Below are 16,866 nucleotides of genomic sequence, written 5' to 3' on the forward strand. Positions count from 1 at the left end.
GGCCGGCGGGGGCTCTTCACCGCGCTCCGGCGTCAGTTGTAGCTGATGTCGGAGGAGCCGTACCGGCAGTACGTGCCGTCCGGACCGCTGCCCGTCTCGACCGGTTCGTCGCCGGAGTCGTTGCCCGTGTAGCGGATGCAGGGCTTGATCTTCCGGCTGCTGTCGCCGTGGATACGGACGTTGCGCAGGGCCGCCGTGTCACCGTAGTTGGTGTTGATGCCCACGAGGGACTTCCCCGGCGCGGTGACGTCCACGTCGTTGACGATGATCGACCGCTTGTACTGCGTGGAGCAGTTGCCGCAGGAACGGACCAGCTTGCCGAAGTCGGAGACCTGGAACTTCGTGACGACCAGCTTGCCCGCCCCGTTGAACTGGAAGACCTTGTCGGACGCCTTGCGCGCGCCGCCGCCGTACACGGTGTAGACGGAGCCCGCGGACTTGCCCTTGAAGCTGGCGGCGTCCTCGCCGACGTCCTCCCACCAGACGTTCTGCAGCGTGCAACTGCCCATGCAGTGGACGCCGTCGGCGGCCGGCGAGCCGAGGACGACGTTCTTCAGTACGGCGCCGTCCTTCAGCTTGAAGATGGGAGGCTGGCCCTCGCCCTGGCCGCCGTCGCCGAGGTCACCACTGCCGTAGAACCGCTTCAGCCCGCCGTCGTACGTGCCGGACACCTCGATGGTGGCGGTCACTGGCGAGCTGCCGTTGGGCTTGGGCCACGCGGTCGCCGCGCCGGCCGTGTTGAGCATGCTGGTGGTGACGATCCCGGTCACAGTCAGCCCGAGCGCCGCTCCCAGCGCGGCGACCGTCCTGCGGCGCCGGAGGCTCCGCTTGTGTCGGCTCATGTGTTCTGGGCCCTTTCGCATGGGGGGTTGGAAGACCTACGCCGGAAGGTCGCCACAGAAAGGCCCCAGGTTGCCGCCGCCGCGCGATTTTCTTCCCCGACCCGTCAGGACGGTGTGCGGGCGAAGTCGCCCTGGACCGCGGCCGGTTCCCCCGACGCCTCGGAACGGACCGTGTACGTGTCCCCGGCCGCGTCACGGCCGCCCTCCGCATGGTTGTACTGGCCGGCGAAGACGTGCTGCCCCGGCGGGACCGTACGCCCCGGCCGCAGCGTCCAGCGGTAGACGAGGGCGCCGCTTTCCTTCCGTACGGAGAAGTCGAAGTCGCCGGCGGGACGGGTGCGCCAGCCGCCGGTGCTCGCCACGCCGCCGGTGTCGGTGATCCGCAGCTCCACCGTGAGTGAGGTCAGCGCCTTGCGGTTCTTCACCGTGACGTTGCTCTGCGCCCAGTAGCTGTTGCTGTGCGGGTCCACGGAGCCGTCGGACCACAGGTGGCCGTCCTCGGTCCGTGCCGGTGACGGCCGTTCGGTGCCGCCCGGTGCCGGGGAGGCGGGCGGCGAGGCCCCACCGGCCGCCGCGCCGTCGCCGTCGCGGCCCATGGTCGCCACGGTGTGGCCGCCGAGTGCCAGGACCGCCACGACCGCCGCCGTCGCTCCGGCGATCGCCAGCCGGTTCGCGCGGCCCGGCCCCGCCGGCACCGCCCCGGCCGGCTGCCGGTCCTCCGCCATGCCGCGTTCGACGCGGGCGAGCATCCGCTCCCGGTCGGGGCGGTGGGACGCCGCCGCCTCCCGCAGCCGCCTGCGCACCTCGTCCATCAGTTCCGGCCTCCGACCAGCTCAGAGGCTGCCATGGGACCCAGCAGCCGTTGCAGTTCCGCCATGCCCTTGGAGGTCTGGCTCTTGACCGTGCCGACCGAGACGCCGAGCGCCAGGGCCGTATCGCGCTCCGACAGGTCGAAAGCATGGCGCAGTACGACGCAGGCGCGTTTACGGAACGGCAGGGCGCGCAGCGCCTCCCGCACGTCGACGACGACGGGGACGTCGGGCCCGTCGGTCTTCTCGGAGCGCTGCGACCAGAACAGCGCCACCCGGCGCCGTTCCCTGACGGCGCTCCGGATGCGGCTGCGGGCGAGATTGGCGACGACGCCACGGGCGTAGGCGACGGGATGGTCGGCGGCGCGCGCACGGTCCCAGCGGTCCCACAGCGCGAGCATCGCGTCGGCGGCGAGGTCGTCGGCGGCGTCGGCCTCGCCGGTCAGCAGATGGGCGAGACGGGCGAGTTCGGCGTAGTGGCGCTCGAAGAACGCCTGGAATTCCGCGCGCGCCTCATCGGCGGCTGTGGCCATGATGTCCTCTCCCTCCGGTCCCGGCGCGGTGCGGCGCGTCAGCGGGGAGCGGGGCCGGAGCTGGCCCGCACGGTGAGTTCGGGTGCGAGGAGCACGGTCCGCGCCGCCTCCCCGCCGTCCAGCACGGCCACCACCTGCTCGACCGCGCGCCGGCCCATGTCCTGCGCCGGAACCGTGACGGCGGTGAGCGGCACCGATGCCTGCGCCGCGACCTGGTCGGGGCAGATGGCGACGACGGACACGTCCTCCGGTACGGCCAGCCGCTGCTGGCGCAGCAGGGCCAGCAGGGGGTCTGTGGTGGCCTCGTTCTGCACGACGAAGGCCGTCGTGCCGGGGCGTTCCTCGAGGATCCGTCCGAGGGTGGCGGCGACCGCGGTCCAGCCGCTCGCGCAGGGGCGGTGCAGGAGCCGCATGCCGTGCGTCCCGGCGGCGGAGCGCAGTCCGGCGAGGGTGCGCTCGGCGAAGCCGGTGTGGCGTTCGTACACCCCGGGGGCCTCGCCGATGAACGCGATCTCCCGGTGGCCGAGCCCGGCCAGGTGTTCCACGCACAGTGCCCCGGCCGCCGTGAAGTCGAGGTCGACGCAGCCGATGCCGCCGGTGTCGGCGGGCAGTCCGATGAGCACGGCGGGGCGCCGGGCGGCCCGCAGCAGCGGCAGCCGTTCGTCGTCGAGCTCCACGTCCATGACGATCATCGCGTCCGCCACCGCGCTGCCCTCGATGCGCCGCACGGCCTCCGGGCCCTCCTCCCCGGTGAGCAGGAGGACGTCGTAGCCGTGGGCGCGGGCCGTGGTGGTGACGGCCATGGCGATCTGGAGCATCACGGGCACATAGATGTCGGTGCGCAGCGGCACCATCAGCGCGATGATGCCGGACCGGTTGCTGGCGAGCGCGCGGGCGCCGGCGTGCGGCCGGTAGCCGAGTTCTTCGATGCTCCGCTCGACCCGCTCGCGGGTACTCCGGGAGATCGAGCGTTTGCCGCTGAGGACATAGCTGACCGTGCTGGCGGAGACGCCTGCGTGGCGGGCGACATCAGCAAGGGTGACCATTCGTGCACTCCACGGCGGAACGTTGTGACGCGCCTCGGCGTCCTGAGAGCCATGACCCTAAAGTTGCGGGTCATGGCCTGTCCAGGTCGGCCGAGGCGCGTCGGAGCGCCCGCGGGTCACCGCTCGCGCGGTGTGCCCGCTGCCGGGACCTCTCGTCCGGATCCTGCCGTGCCCGATCCGAACGAGGACCCTAAGGCCTCTCGTCCGGATCCGGCCCGATCCGAACGAAAGACCCTAGAGCGCCGGGTGGGCGTTCTTCATGAGCTCCTGGAACTGCGCGGAGAACCAGTGGCCGGAGACCGGGGCACCGCCCAGCGCGCCGGACATGTTGTTCCCGTTGCGCACGTTGCCCGTGTAGGTCGGGTCGCACATCCGGTCGAAGCCCTTGCCCTCGTCGTTCGGGATCTCCGAGCTGGAGCCGTCGGACTCACCCGGGGGCTTGACCCACAGGTAGGCGTCGATGCCCGCCTCGGGAGCCGCCTTCGGCCGCTCGCCGAGGCCCGCGCCCGCCTGGTTGCACCAGTTGCCGAGGTGGATCCGGCGGTCGAGCTTGCCGCCGTTGACGTAGGTGTCGACGTTGGTCTGCGGCCCCGGTCCGGTGGGCCGTGCGGTGCCGCCCCAGCCGTTGCGGGAGGTGTCGATCAGCATGCCGATGTTGGAGGCGAAGCCTGCCTGGACCAGGCGCTGGCGGAAGGCCTGGGCGTAGGACAGCTCATCGACGTAGCGGTTCCAGTCGACCCACTTCGACTGGCGCACCGAGGTGCCGCCCACCGCGTCGTTGATCGTGAAGTGCGGCTCCTTGAGGGGGCCGTAGTTGGCGGTGTTGGTGATGAAGCCGGTGACGTACTCCATCTTGCTGCCCTCGGCCTTGGCGGCCTGGGCGAACAGTTCGGCGGAGGGGCCGAAGTTGTCGTCCCAGCCCAGCCAGCCGTGGTGACCGGCGTCGATGTAGTTGTAGACGTTGGGGATCGGGCCGAGCTTGGACAGCGCGTAGCCGACACCCTTGACGTAGTTGCCGTTCGCCTTCATCACGTCGCACTGCGGGGTGGCGGTGGGCCGGCTGCCCGCGTTGGTGATGAGGTTGGGCAGCGAGTCGATCTCGATGACGGTGGTGATCCGCAGGCTCGCGTACTTCGGGTCGGCGACGGCGGCCGCGATCGGGTCGATGAACTCGCTCTTGTAGCGCGGGAGCTCCTCGGGCCCGAGCTCGCCGTTGGAGGCGAGTGCGGCGCAGTCGCGGCCGGGGAGGTCGTAGACGACGAGGTTGATGGCCAGCGGGCTGCCGCCGGCCTGCTTGAGCGCCTCGTCGAGGTGGTCGCGCAGACCCATCCCGCCGTTGACGCCCTCGATCGCCGCGATGCGGTCGAGCCACACGGAGGTCGAGGTGTTGGCGATGCGGCTGCCGCCCGGTTCGGCGGCGGCCTTCGCCGACCATTCGGGGTTGACGTACATCTTGGCGCCGACGAACGGGTTGTCGACCTTGTCACCGGCCGGGGGGTCGGTGGGCGGGTCGGTGGGCGGGTCGGTGGGCGTGGTGCCGCCGTTACAGGTCACACCGTTGACCGCGAAGGACGTCGGCGCGGTGTTGGTGCCGCTGTAGGAGAACTGCGCGCCCGGTGAGACGGTCGCGCCGCCGGCGATGGACCGGTTCCAGTCTGTGCCCTTGACCGTGACGGTGCTGCCTGACTGCGACCAGGTGCCGTTCCAGCCGCTGCTGAGCTTCTGGTTGCCCGTATAGGCGTACGTCAGCGTCCAGTTCTCGATCGCGGTGGTGCCGGTGTTCTTGACGTTGACCGTGGTCGTGAAGCCGGAGCCCCAGTCGCTGGTCTGGTAGTCGACGCTGCATGCGACCGCCGCGGCGGCGGCGGGCGTCTGCATGAGGGTGACGGCGCCGGCGCCGGTGGCCAGAAGGCTGCAGGCGGCCAGCAGGGCGGTGCGCTTCCGTCGCAGCGGTGGTGCGGTGGCACGGCTCATGGTGTCGCGGCTCATGGGGTGACGTGTCCTCTCGTCGGCGAATCGGGGGTGGGGGCATTGCGCTGGTCGAGCAGCCGTGTGCACACGGCCTGCCAGTGGGAGCGCTCCCAGCCAAGTGACCGAAAACGGGGGGCAGTTCTGTCCCGTTGCGGAGACTCTTTACGGGGATACGTGAACCGTCGCAGCGCGATTGCGCCCGGTGCGGGCAGGACACCGGGCGGAGCGACGGCAAGGTGCGGGGGGTGACGCATGAGCGACTCCTTGCAGCTCGGACGCGCCGAAAACGGCGTGTCCCGTGATGGAACCGCTCCCACTGGTTGCACCGGAGGCTAGCGCCGAACGGCGGGGCAGAGAAGGGGACTTGGCAAATTTCTTGACGGAGCGCACTTCTCCACCCCGGTTTCTGTGACAACTCTTGACAGCTCCGCCGCACCACCTCACCGTGGGAGCGCTCCCACTGGTTCAAGGCTTGTGCTCAGCATGCCCGTGCTCAACTCCCCGAGCCGCTAGGAGAGTCACCCCCATGTCTCCACCAGGAAGACGGCGCCCACTGAGGCGCGTACTGACGGCGCTGGCCGCCGTCCTCTCGCTCCCCCTGACCCTCACCGCGACCGGCACGGCGCCGGCCCACGCCGCCGCCGTGCAGTGCAGCGTCGACTACCGGACCAGTGACTGGGGTTCCGGCTTCACCACCGACCTCACCATCACCAACCGCGGTTCCGAAGTGATCGACGACTGGACCCTGACGTACGCCTACTCGGGGAACCAGAAGCTCAGCAACGGATGGAACGGCACCTGGTCGCAGTCGGGCAGCACCGTCACGGTCAAGGCGCCCACCTGGAGCCGGTCGATCGCCGCCGGTGCCGCCGTCAGCACCGGCGCCCAGTTCTCCTACAGCGGCGCCAACGCCGCGCCCACCTCCTTCGCCGTCAACGGCACCCCATGCACCGGCGCCCACCAGCCGCCGATCGCCGTGCTCACCAGCCCGGCGGCCGGTGCGGTCTTCTCCGCCGGCGACCCCGTCCCGCTGGCCGCGACGGCCGCCGCGGCCGACGGCGCGAGTGTCACCAAGGTCGAGTTCTACAGCGACACGACCCTGCTGGGCACGGACACCAGCTCCCCGTACACGTTCAGCGCCGCGGGCCTGGCGGCCGGCGCCTACTCGCTCTACGCCAAGGCCTACGACAGCCAGGGCGCCTCGGCCGAGTCGACCCCGGTCGGCATCACCGTGGCCACCGGCCCTGCGCTCGTGGCCTCACCCACGCAACTCGGCGTCCAGCAGGGCGGTTCCGGAACGTTCGACGTCAAGCTGTCCACCCAGCCGCCGTCGAACGTCACGGTTTCCGTGGCCCGCACGGCGGGCAACACCGGCCTGAGCGTGAGCAGCGGCGGAAGTCTCACCTTCACCCCGTCGAACTGGAACACGGCGCAGAAGGTGACCATCGCCGCCGACAGCCAGGGCACCGGCGCGGCCACCTTCAGGGTGACCGCCCCCGGCCATACGGCGGCCGAGGTGACGGTGACGCAACTGGGCGGTTCGAAGGAGTACGACGGGCGCTTCCTCGAGCTGTACGGGAAGATCACCGACCCGGCCAACGGCTACTTCTCGCCCGAGGGCATCCCGTACCACTCCGTCGAGACGCTGATCGTCGAGGCCCCCGACCACGGGCACGAGACGACGTCGGAGGCGTACAGCTACCTGATCTGGCTCCAGGCCATGTACGGCCGGATCAGCGGTGACTGGACGAAGTTCAACGGCGCCTGGGAGATCATGGAGAAGTACATGATCCCCACGCACACCGACCAGGCCACCGGCTCCTACTACGACCCGAACAAGCCGGCGACCTACGCGCCGGAGCACGACCAGCCCTCCCAGTACCCGGCCGAGCTCCAGCCCTCCGTGACATCCGGCAAGGACCCGATCGCGGCGGAGCTGAAGAGCGCGTACGGCACGGACGACGTCTACGGCATGCACTGGCTCCAGGACGTCGACAACGTCTACGGGTACGGCAACGAACCCGGCAAGTGCGAGGCCGGGCCGAGCGCGACGGGCCCCTCGTACATCAACACCTTCCAGCGCGGTCCGCAGGAATCGGTGTGGGAGACGGTGCCGCAGCCGACCTGTGACCGGTTCGCCTACGGCGGCCCCAACGGCTACCTGGACCTGTTCACCAAGGACGCGTCCTACGCCAAGCAGTGGAAGTACACCAACGCCCCGGACGCGGACGCCCGCGCCGTGCAGGCCGCCTACTGGGCAGACCTGTGGGCCAAGGAGCAGGGCAAGGGCTCCCAGGTCTCCGGGACGGTCGCCAAGGCCGCCAAGATGGGCGACTACCTGCGCTACGCCATGTTCGACAAGTACTTCAAGAAGGTCGGCAACTGCGTGGGTCCGACGACCTGCCCGGCCGGCACCGGCAAGGACAGCTCGCACTACCTGCTGTCCTGGTACTACGCCTGGGGCGGCGCGGCCGACTCCTCGGCGGGCTGGGCCTGGCGGATCGGCTCCAGCCACGCGCACGGCGGTTACCAGAACCCGCTCGCGGCGTACGCGCTCAGCGCCTACGCCCCGCTGAAGCCCAAGTCGCCGACGGCGCAGGCGGACTGGGCGAAGAGCCTGGACCGGCAGATCGAGTTCTACCGCTGGCTGCAGGCCGACGAGGGAGCCATCGCGGGCGGTGCGACGAACAGTGTCGGCGGCCGCTACGAGGCGCCGGCGGCCGGTACGCCCACCTTCTACGGGATGGCGTACGACGAGAAGCCGGTCTACCACGACCCGCCGTCGAACCAGTGGTTCGGCTTCCAGGCGTGGTCCATGGAGCGGGTCGCCGAGTACTACCAGCAGACGGGTGACGCGCAGGCGAAGGAGGTGCTCGACAAGTGGGTCGACTGGGCGCTCTCCGAGACGACCGTCAACCCCGACGGCACCTTCCGGATCCCGTCCACGCTCCAGTGGTCCGGCAAGCCGGACACGTGGAACGCGGCGAACCCGGGCGCCAACGCCGGTCTGCACGTGACGGTGGCCGACTACACCCAGGACGTGGGCGTGGCCGGCGCGTACGCCAAGGTCCTGACGTACTACGCCGCACGTTCGGGTGACGCGGAGGCCAAGTCCGTGGCCAAGGCGCTGCTCGACGGGATGTGGGACCACCACCAGGACGCGCTCGGCATCGCTGTGCCCGAGACGCGTACCGACTACAGCCGGTTCGACGACCCGGTGTACGTGCCCAGCGGCTGGACGGGCACGATGCCGAACGGCGACACCATCAACTCGTCGTCGACCTTCGCGTCGCTGCGTTCCTTCTACCAGGACGACCCCGCCTGGTCGAAGATCGAGAGTTACCTGGCGGGCGGCGCCGCACCGGAGTTCACGTACCACCGCTTCTGGGCGCAGGCGGACATCGCCCTCGCCATGGGCGCGTACGCGGAGCTGCTCGAGTGACGCACGACCGGTGAGCGCCCGCCCGCGACCTGTTGGGGCAGGTCGCCACGGGGCGGTCACCGGACCGGGCAGTCGTTGACGGCGGAGCCGGGCCGGCATCCAGAGTGATGCCGCCCGGCTCCGTCGTGCTCCCCCAGCGAATTTTCAGTTGCGCTGAGTCACTTCCGCCACACGCAACGTTGAGTAGAGTTCAGGCTGATCCGGAGGGAGATCGCATGTCCGAATTACTGACAGCCGCCGCTGTCATCGCCCCGTTCGTCAGCACCGCCGCGACGTCGTTCGCCGGCGCCGTCGTCGATTCGGCGCAGACCAGGCTGGCGGACAGCGCGGTGGAGAGAGGCCGGGTCCTGCTGGGCAGGGTGCTGCGCCGGAATCCCGACGACCCGCCGGAGACCGAAGAGGACACGGTCGCGGCCACGGCCATCGAGCAACTCTCCGCCGACGACCGGCAGGTCCTGGAGGAAGCGATCGGCACCTGGCTGACCACCGGGAAGGACCTGAGCGCGGAGTCCCTGCGGTCGCACATCGAGCTGGCCCGTCGCACCACTCACAGCGCCGACCGGATCGAGGTGACGTCGCACGGCGACGGCTCACCGGCGATCGGCAAACTGGAGACCGCGAACTTCTACTTCAACCCGCGTCCCGGTCAGGGGGCCGGTAGTTGACCGGTGAGCACCCGGTCGACAGCCGCGCCAGCACCACCGGCGACCAGTCCCCGGCGATCGGGTTCGTCAGCAAACTGTTCCTCAGCGTGTTCGTCGGAGACGTCGTCGAGTTCGCCGACAAGGCCAAGCGCTGGGGCGGCTGGAACTGGCCGCCGTTCCTGCTGGTGCTCTCGCTCGGCAGCATCGCCCTGATCACCGCGCCCGACGGGCCGCTCCACCAGTTCGTGTGGGTCTACGCCGCCATCGGCTCCGCGGTCGCGCTGGCGCTGGCACGGCTGATAGCCCCCTCGGGCGAGCGGAGGGCCCGCCGCTGGCGGGTGCTCATGTCGGCGACTGCGGTGATCTGCGCGGTCGCCGGCACCATCGGCATGGACCACCTCGCGGAACACGGCGAGATCGATGTCACCGGGCGGACCCGGATCACCCCGGACACGGCCACGAACGGCTCACGGCTGCGGCTCGTCGTGGACAGCCCCGCCGACCGCTCACGTCTGCGCCTGACCCTCACGATCAGGGACGCGGCCCGCGGCTCGCAGTTCTGCGGCCCGGAGACCACCTACACCGCCGAACTGCCCGGGAACGCGAACACCCGGGTCGAGGGTGTGCGGAGCGGCGAGGCGGTCGAGTTCCCTCTGGGCGGGCTGGAGGGCGAGATCGAGGCCCGGATCACCCTGCTGACCGACGAAGGCTGCCGGATGAGCCTTTCCGTCGCGGACGTCGTACTTCACGACTGAGAGGACACCGTGTCCGACATCCCGGAATCCTGGCGTTCCACCGTACGCGTGCCGAAGCGCCTGATCGGCACGGCGACAGCCGTCGCCACGCTTGTGAGTCTGGCTGCCTGCTCCACCGATGAACCGGAGCCGACGTTCCTCGGGGTGAACCGGGTGACCGTCGCGATGCACAACGACCTGCCCGGCCTGTCCTACTCCGCGAACTACGACCGATCGGGGCTGGACTTCCTGCTGCTCCAGCACATCGAGGAGGAGCTCGACGTCGCGTTCAGCGAGCCCGTGGACGTCTCCTCCGGCGACCGGGTGACCCAACTGCTGGGGAAGAAGGCGGACATGACGATCGCCTCCTTCTCCATCACCGCCGAACGCATGGACGAGGTCGACTTCGTGGGCCCCTATCTGACCACCCGGCAGGGGTTCCTCGTCGCTTCGGGCACCGAGGTGGAGACCCTGGCCGACCTGCGCGGCACCAGCATCTGCACCTGGGAGGGGACCACGTCCCAGGAAGCCCTGGACGACATCAAGGACACGGTGGGCGCGGACCCGGTCACCCTTGACGACGCGTCCGACTGCATCGACGAACTCGTCGCCGGCCGGGTCCAGGCGGTCTCCACCGACCAGGCGATCCTGTACGGCTTCGCCCGTCAGCACGAGAAGGACGGGCTGCGTGTGGTGCCGGACGTGACGATAGGAGCACCGCAGCACTACGGCATCGGGCTGCGGAAGGGGCACAAGGAGGACTGCCGCCGCCTCGAGGCATGGCTGAAGAAGCACGTGGGCACCAGCACCTGGATCCGGGACGTCGAGACGTCCCTGCCGGCTCTCACCGAGGAGAACCGCGGCTGGATCAGCAGCCACAAGCCGAGCACCGCGGCGATCGAGGCCCGGTCCTGCCGGGACACGACCAGCCCGTGAGCGGGGGGGCCGCCGGGCCGCCCCGTGGTCCCGGCCCGCAGCCGCTCCGGTCAGCGCCGGGTCGTCGGGTGCGCGCCGACGCGCCCACGAGCGGCGCGTGGCACGAGCGGCGCGTGGCACGGGCGGCGCACCGAAACGTCTCGCCGCGGCCCGGACCGTCCCCCAAGTTCCCTGCCAAGTCGGCGAACCGGGCCCACCGGTTCCGTTCACCGGGAGCGGTCGACAAACATGGTGAGCAAAGATCGCGCGAGCGGCAGACTGTTCCGATGAACGCATCGAGCCCCAAGGCTGACCTTCACTTCTACCTCCAGTCCGCCCGTGACGCCCTGCTGTGGAAGCTCGAAGGGCTCTCCGAGTACGACGTCCGCCGCCCGCTGACGCCGACCGGCACCAATCTCCTGGGCCTCGTCAAGCACGTGGCCGGCGTGGAGCTGGGCTACCTCGGCGACACCTTCGGGCGGCCGTCCGGCGAGCCGTTGCCCTGGCTCGAGGACGGCGCCGAGGCCAACGCGGACATGTGGGCCACCGCCGACGAATCACGCGAGTACATCGTGGAGCTCTACCACCGGGCATGGGCGCACGCGGACGCGACGATCGACGCGCTGCCGCTGGACACGGTCGGCAAGGTGCCGTGGTGGCCCAGAAAGAACGAGGTGACGTTGCATCATGCCGTCGTGCGTGTGATCGCCGATACGCACCGGCACGCCGGTCACGCCGACATCCTGCGGGAACTCACGGACGGTGCCGTCGGCATGAACGCGAACAACCGCGGCATGGCTCCCGGGGACTCGGCGTGGTGGGAGAACCACCGAAGCCGGCTGGAGCGCACGGCCGAGGAGGCCGACCGCCGAGCGCGCGGGTCCCGGTGAAGACGGAGACGCTTCGCGCCTGACCGTCACGCCCGACGCGACGGCGCGGGTCTCACCGGGCTCCTGTCCTGACCGTCACCGGCGGACGGCGGGCGGCGGGCTGCGGACGGCGGACCGTACGCCCCCGGGCGGGGGCGGCCGACGGCGGGCGGGGGCCGGCGGCCGGCGGGACCGGGTACGCCCCCGGCGGGGGCCGTACCCGGGTCGACGCCGCCGCGTCACCGCCATGCTCGGCGCCTCGCGCGCCGTCCCCCTGGCCCGGTTCCCGGGGCGGTCAGCGGGAGTCGGCCGGCCTGCGCCACATCCCCCACAGCTCCGGCCCGCCCCCCGGCAGCTGCACCTCCTCGCGCACGGTGAAACCGAAGTGCTCGTAGAAGGGGAGGTTGGAGGGCTTGGAGGACTCCAGATAGGTGGGCAGACCTGCCGCGTCGGCCTTGGCCAGCCCCGAGCGCAGCAGGGCCGCCCCGTGTCCCTGGCCCTGGGCGGCCGGGTCGGCGCCGATCATCGCCAGGTACCAGTGCGGTTCCTGAGGTGTGTGCTTCGCGGCCGTCTCGACAGCGTCCCTGAACAGCGGAGCCCGGTCACCGAGAATGGCCAGGAGTTCCTGGATCGTCCCGGCGTCGGGAACGGCCTTGGCCTGCGCCTCCGGCGGCACCCAGAACGCGGCCGCCGCCTCGGTGTGCTCGCACACGCCGTGGCGCCCGTACTGCCGGGTGAAGATCGTGGCGAAGTAGCGGCCCAGCACCGCCTCGCGCGCATCGTCGTCGGGGAAGAACCAGCGCATCATCGGGTCGTCGTCGAAGGCACGGGCCAGGATCGGGCTGATCTGCGGAGCGTCGTCGATCGTTGCCGTTTTCGGCATGTTCGTTATCGCCATACGGGCCATTCTGCACTCGATGATCTTGACCGGAGGGGCGGGGTCCTTGTCCGTGGGCAGGGAGGCGCACGGGGGACAAAGAGGCACTCCGGTACGGACATTCGGGGTGTGCGGGCAGCGACGCGAACACGGCAGCACCCCTACCGGATCGCAGTAGCGTCGCTACGCCGTACGTGTTAGCGTTGATTACGCGAGTTCGAGGTACTGCCCTTCCCACCTCCCGACAGGAGCGACACGATGACCGAGCAGAGCCGGACCCCCACCCCCACCCCGCGCCGCGTCGCGATCGTCACCGGCGGCTCCCGGGGCATCGGCCGTGAGAGCGCGGAGCGGCTGGCCGCGGACGGCTTCGCCGTCGTGATCAACTACGCGGGCAACCGGGCCGAGGCCGAGGCTGCGGTCACCGCTGTCACCGCTGCGGGCGGGCAGGCCATCGCCTTCCGCGCCGACGTGGCCGACGAGCAGGCGGTCGCCGCCCTCTTCGATCTGGCCGAGGACACCTACGGCGGCGTGGACGTGGTCGTCCACGCGGCAGGCGTCATGACGCTCGCGCCGCTGGTCGACCTCGACCTGGACGCGCTGGACCGGATGCACCGCACCAACGTCCGCGGCACGTTCGTCGTCAACCAGCAGGCCGCCCGCCGACTGCGCTCCGGCGGCGCCGTCATCAACTTCTCGACGTCCGTCCTGGGCCTCGCCCTCCCCGGCTACAGCGCGTACGCCGCCACCAAGGGCGCCGTCGAGGCCGTCACGCTGATTCTCGCCCGCGAGCTGCGGGGCCGGGACATCACCGTCAACGCTGTCGCCCCGGGACCGACCGCCACCGCACTGTTCCTGGACGGCAAGGACGCCGAGACCATCGAGCGGATGTCGAAGATGAACCCGCTGGAGCGCCTCGGCACCCCTGCCGACATCGCCGAGGTCGTCTCCTTCCTCGCCGGCCCCGCCCGCTGGATCAACGGCCAGGTCCTGCGCGCCAACGGCGGCGCGATCTGAGCCCCGTGGCGCCGGTCGGCCCCAGCCGCGCTCATGCCGGGCGTCATGCCATCGGTGAGACCGTCCTCGTCAGCCGTCGCCGAGGGAGGTGACCTCCCGTGCCGAGGGCGCGTAGCGCCGCTACGCGGCTTGGTAGCGTCGCCGCCATGAGCACCCGTGACCGCATCCTCGAAGTCGCCGCCGACCTGGTCGCGGCCTCCCCCGACGGCGACATCTCCACTCGCGCCGTGTGCGAGGGGGCCCATGTGGGAGCGCCGGCGCTCTACCGGCACTTCGGGGACAAGGAAGGTCTGCTCTCGGCGGTCGTGGACCACGGTTTCGACAAGTATCTGGCCACGAAGCGTGAGCGCAGCCCCGGGGCGGACCCCGTCCAGGACCTGCGGGACGGCTGGGACACCCATGTGGCCTTCGCCCTGGCCAACCCGAACCTGTACCGCCTGATGAACTCCCCCGCCATGCGCACCCCGCCCGCCGCGGCCCTGGAGTCCCATCGGATCCTGACCCGGGACCTGGAACGTGCGGCGGCACTCGGCAAGCTGCGGCTCGCGCCGCGCGTGGCCGCGCAGATGGTCATGGCGGCGAACGTGGGGGTGGCACTGATGCTGGTGTCCCGCCCCACCACCTTCGAGGACGCGGCCCTGTCCACCCGGGTCCGCGACGCCGTCCACGCCGCGATCCTCACTCCGGACGCCTACGCCGAGGCCACGCCGTCCGTTGGACCGGCGGACGGGCGGAGCGGGGCGGACGTCCCCTCGACCGCGGCGACACTCGACGCCCTGCTCGCCCACGCACCGTCCCCGGCACTGACCGGCGCGGAGAGCGGTCTCCTGAGCGAGTGGCTGGGACGGCTGTCCGACACTTCTTGAGCACGGCGGGGTTGTCCACCGGCCTCCGCGCTCGGACCGGCGCGGGAGGGCGGCGCCGTCGGGGTTCACCAGGCTGCCCGCCGGCGGCCCGTCAGCCATCGGAAGACGTCGTCCTGGACGGTGCCGTGGGCACGGAAGCCGAGCCCTCGTACGAGCAGTTGGTAGTCCAAGGGTGGCCGTGGACACCACCAGCTGCCGCGCTCCCGGTCCGTACGTCAGGTGCTGCGAGCCCCGCCGCCTCGGCGCGCCGTCCCGGCCCCGGCGGGCCCGTGGCCGGGGCCGGGGAGCGACTCTCGGCCGCTCCTGGCGGCGACCATGTCCGCGAAGGCGCGGGCCAGCGGCGACAGGGCGTCCCACTTCCGTACCGCCCAGCCCGCTGAGAGGGCGGGAAGATCCGGGATCGGGACGAAGCGCAGCGAAGGGTGGGCGGAGCCGCTCCAGCCGGGCAGGGCGGGGACGACGGCGTGGCCGAGGCCGAGTTCGGCGAGGAGGATGGCGGTGTCCCAGTCGGCGACGCCGGTGTCCGAGGTGGCGTGGATGCCCCACTCGGCGAAGGCGGCGTCGAGCCGGGCGCGCGACGTGGAATTCTCGGGCAGCCGGATGTGGCGGATGCCGGCGAGATCCTGCCGCTCGATCCGGCTGCGGGCGGCGAGCGGGTCGTCCGCGTGGACGGCCAGCACCCAGGGCAGGTCGATCACCCGGCGTTGCTCGACGCCGCGCACGGGATCGCCGATGGTGATCCATGCCAGGTCCAGGTCGTGGGCCGCGAGCGCGTCGAAGCAGCTGCGGCTGGAGCTCTCCGTCTGGAACTCCAGGCTGACCTGGGGGTGCCGGCGCCGGAATTCGACCACCGCCGCCGACATGAAATGGCGCACGGTGGTGGCGCCGGTGGTGATGCGTACCGAGCCGCCGTCACCGCGTACGAGGTCCGCGAGGCGTCGCAGTGCGACGTCGAGGCCGGCGATGCCGTCGGCGGCGGCCGCCTGAAGGAGTCGGCCCGCCCGAGTGGGCACGACGCCGCGGGGATGCCGTTCCACCAGGTCGGTCCCGATCTCCCGCTCGAGCCGCTTCACGTGCTGGCTGACGGCGGACTGGGTGCAGGACAGTTCGCGGGCGACGGCACTGAGGCTGCCGGCGCGGCACACGGCGACGAAGACGCGCAGATCATCAAGAGTCATGGGGAGTCCAAGATATTCCTTGGGCTGCTGCGAGGAAATCCTAGGATTGACTTGGGAGTTGAGCCTCGCGAAGATCTCCGTGGATCCAGGCGGCAACCTGGACCGCGTGACGACGCGTTCCAGGTGCCGACCGTTCCTATTCAGTGAGCAGGAGTGAGTTTTGGACCCAGACCTGTGCGACTGGCGCGTCCCGAACGGTTTTGGACGCACTGGTCGCCCGCTTTCGCTCCGCGTCCGGGGGCACGCATCGTGTGCGTGGTCCGGGGATGCGGGGGCGGGGTTCCTCACGCCCGAGGGCGCCCGGGCCGGCCTGGACGGTCCGATGCCCCGCACGATCGCTCTGGTCGTGCGGGGGCGGTGTCGTCCGTCGCCGGATCGGGTGCCCCTGGGCGCGCCTGCCGATCGCGATGCTCGCGGCATCATGACGGCTGGTCTTGCGGGTGGTGCTGGTGAGGGGCTTCTGCCAGTGCTGGGCCCCCCACTTGCTGGTGTAGGCCGGGTCCACGGCGATGATCGCGATACCAGTCCGGTCGGCCATGGAGACGAGCCGGGCACGCAGCCGGCCGGTGGGCATGCCGGAGATCAGCTGCCGAAACCGTTTCCTGCCGCCGTGCTTCTCCCTGGTCTTCTCGGCCTGGAAGTCGAGGTCCTCGACCGCGATGGCTGTGACACCGCAGGACCGGGCCCAGTGCAGGAGCCGGGTGAGGGCGTGGCGTACCTGGGCGGCGCGGTGTGGGGCGGTGCCGGTCAACTCGTAGAAGAAGCGTCGGGGTTCACCGCACGGGTTGCCGTGCGTGTCCAGGCGCCAGGCGGCGAGGTGGTCGGCATTCATGTCGACCCCGATCACACCCTGGGCGAGGGCGGCTTCGAGCGGAACGGTGGGGGCGGCCGGGATCTGCCACGAGGCGGTCAGATACCAGCGGTCGCGCCGAGTGTCGTGGTGGATGCGGTAGGCCACGGCCCGGTTCGCGACCACCCGGTCCGCCCACTCGCTGCCCCGGTGGGCGAAGGAGGCCTTCGTGGCGAGGACGTACCGGCCGTGCGGGGCGTTGGCCAGATACGCCAGGGGTGCCGGGAGTTTGATCGACACCTCGCCGTCGGGGGTGATGCGGATCGTCTCGTT

14 protein-coding genes and 1 pseudogene are annotated in these 16,866 nt (G+C 70.9%); 7 read left to right on the forward strand and 8 right to left on the reverse strand.

Features of this window, described 5'->3' with window-relative positions:
* Window positions 1-32: 32 nt before the first annotated feature.
* The 5 genes from ACWGH4_RS15180 to ACWGH4_RS15200 all read right to left on the reverse strand — a co-directional run bounded on the left by ACWGH4_RS15180 (window position 33) and on the right by ACWGH4_RS15200 (window position 5,204).
* Complete coding sequence (locus tag ACWGH4_RS15180) at window positions 33-842, reverse strand: pectate lyase (protein WP_453460348.1); 810 nt, start codon at window positions 840-842, stop codon at window positions 33-35.
* A gap of 104 nt (window positions 843-946) precedes the next feature.
* Window positions 947-1,654: a hypothetical protein gene (locus tag ACWGH4_RS15185; protein WP_453460351.1), complete on the reverse strand. Its 708-nt coding sequence runs from the start codon at window positions 1,652-1,654 to the stop codon at window positions 947-949.
* On the reverse strand, window positions 1,654-2,184 hold the full coding sequence (locus ACWGH4_RS15190) for a SigE family RNA polymerase sigma factor (RefSeq protein ID WP_441262075.1): 531 nt from the start codon (window positions 2,182-2,184) through the stop codon (window positions 1,654-1,656). The genes ACWGH4_RS15185 and ACWGH4_RS15190 overlap by 1 nt, the downstream gene beginning before the upstream one ends.
* A gap of 38 nt (window positions 2,185-2,222) precedes the next feature.
* On the reverse strand, window positions 2,223-3,230 hold the full coding sequence (locus ACWGH4_RS15195) for a LacI family DNA-binding transcriptional regulator (RefSeq protein WP_453460354.1): 1,008 nt from the start codon (window positions 3,228-3,230) through the stop codon (window positions 2,223-2,225).
* A gap of 234 nt (window positions 3,231-3,464) precedes the next feature.
* On the reverse strand, window positions 3,465-5,204 hold the full coding sequence (locus ACWGH4_RS15200; RefSeq protein WP_453460377.1) for a glycoside hydrolase family 6 protein: 1,740 nt from the start codon (window positions 5,202-5,204) through the stop codon (window positions 3,465-3,467).
* A 523-nt stretch (window positions 5,205-5,727) separates the two neighbouring features.
* On the opposite strand from ACWGH4_RS15200, the gene ACWGH4_RS15205 reads away from it, so the two are divergent.
* The 5 genes from ACWGH4_RS15205 to ACWGH4_RS15225 all read left to right on the forward strand — a co-directional run bounded on the left by ACWGH4_RS15205 (window position 5,728) and on the right by ACWGH4_RS15225 (window position 11,826).
* Window positions 5,728-8,643, forward strand: a complete 2,916-nt coding sequence (locus ACWGH4_RS15205; RefSeq protein WP_453460357.1) for a glycoside hydrolase family 48 protein — start codon at window positions 5,728-5,730, stop codon at window positions 8,641-8,643.
* Window positions 8,644-8,858: 215 nt separating this feature from the next.
* The gene (locus ACWGH4_RS15210; RefSeq protein WP_441262072.1) at window positions 8,859-9,308 is read left to right on the forward strand and encodes a hypothetical protein; all 450 of its coding nucleotides are present in this window, start codon (window positions 8,859-8,861) and stop codon (window positions 9,306-9,308) included.
* A complete protein-coding gene (locus ACWGH4_RS15215) occupies window positions 9,305-10,042 on the forward strand; it encodes a hypothetical protein (protein WP_453460360.1) in 738 nt (245 codons plus the stop codon). The genes ACWGH4_RS15210 and ACWGH4_RS15215 overlap by 4 nt, the downstream gene beginning before the upstream one ends.
* A 9-nt stretch (window positions 10,043-10,051) precedes the next feature.
* On the forward strand, window positions 10,052-10,957 hold the full coding sequence (locus tag ACWGH4_RS15220; RefSeq protein ID WP_441262070.1) for a transporter substrate-binding domain-containing protein: 906 nt from the start codon (window positions 10,052-10,054) through the stop codon (window positions 10,955-10,957).
* Window positions 10,958-11,223: 266 nt separating this feature from the next.
* Entirely contained in the window at window positions 11,224-11,826 is a 603-nt protein-coding gene (locus ACWGH4_RS15225) for a DinB family protein (RefSeq protein WP_453460363.1), read from the forward strand.
* A 274-nt stretch (window positions 11,827-12,100) separates the two neighbouring features.
* On the opposite strand, the gene ACWGH4_RS15230 is transcribed toward ACWGH4_RS15225, so the two are convergent.
* A complete protein-coding gene (locus tag ACWGH4_RS15230) occupies window positions 12,101-12,703 on the reverse strand; it encodes a GNAT family N-acetyltransferase (RefSeq protein WP_453460366.1) in 603 nt (200 codons plus the stop codon).
* 237 nt (window positions 12,704-12,940) lie between these two features.
* On the opposite strand from ACWGH4_RS15230, the gene ACWGH4_RS15235 reads away from it, so the two are divergent.
* Together ACWGH4_RS15235 and ACWGH4_RS15240 are read left to right on the forward strand one after the other, a co-directional pair.
* Window positions 12,941-13,699: an SDR family oxidoreductase gene (locus tag ACWGH4_RS15235; RefSeq protein ID WP_453460369.1), complete on the forward strand. Its 759-nt coding sequence runs from the start codon at window positions 12,941-12,943 to the stop codon at window positions 13,697-13,699.
* 146 nt (window positions 13,700-13,845) lie between these two features.
* On the forward strand, window positions 13,846-14,565 hold the full coding sequence (locus ACWGH4_RS15240; RefSeq protein WP_453460371.1) for a TetR/AcrR family transcriptional regulator: 720 nt from the start codon (window positions 13,846-13,848) through the stop codon (window positions 14,563-14,565).
* Between the two features lie 215 nt (window positions 14,566-14,780).
* Here ACWGH4_RS15240 and ACWGH4_RS15245 read toward each other — a convergent pair whose 3' ends face one another.
* Both ACWGH4_RS15245 and ACWGH4_RS15250 read right to left on the reverse strand, forming a co-directional pair.
* A complete protein-coding gene (locus ACWGH4_RS15245; RefSeq protein WP_453460374.1) occupies window positions 14,781-15,743 on the reverse strand; it encodes a LysR family transcriptional regulator in 963 nt (320 codons plus the stop codon).
* 136 nt (window positions 15,744-15,879) lie between these two features.
* Window positions 15,880-16,866, reverse strand: a pseudogene (locus ACWGH4_RS15250) (IS200/IS605 family accessory protein TnpB-related protein); the annotation flags it as partial.

This window comes from Streptomyces sp. NPDC054847, assembly GCF_053610925.1.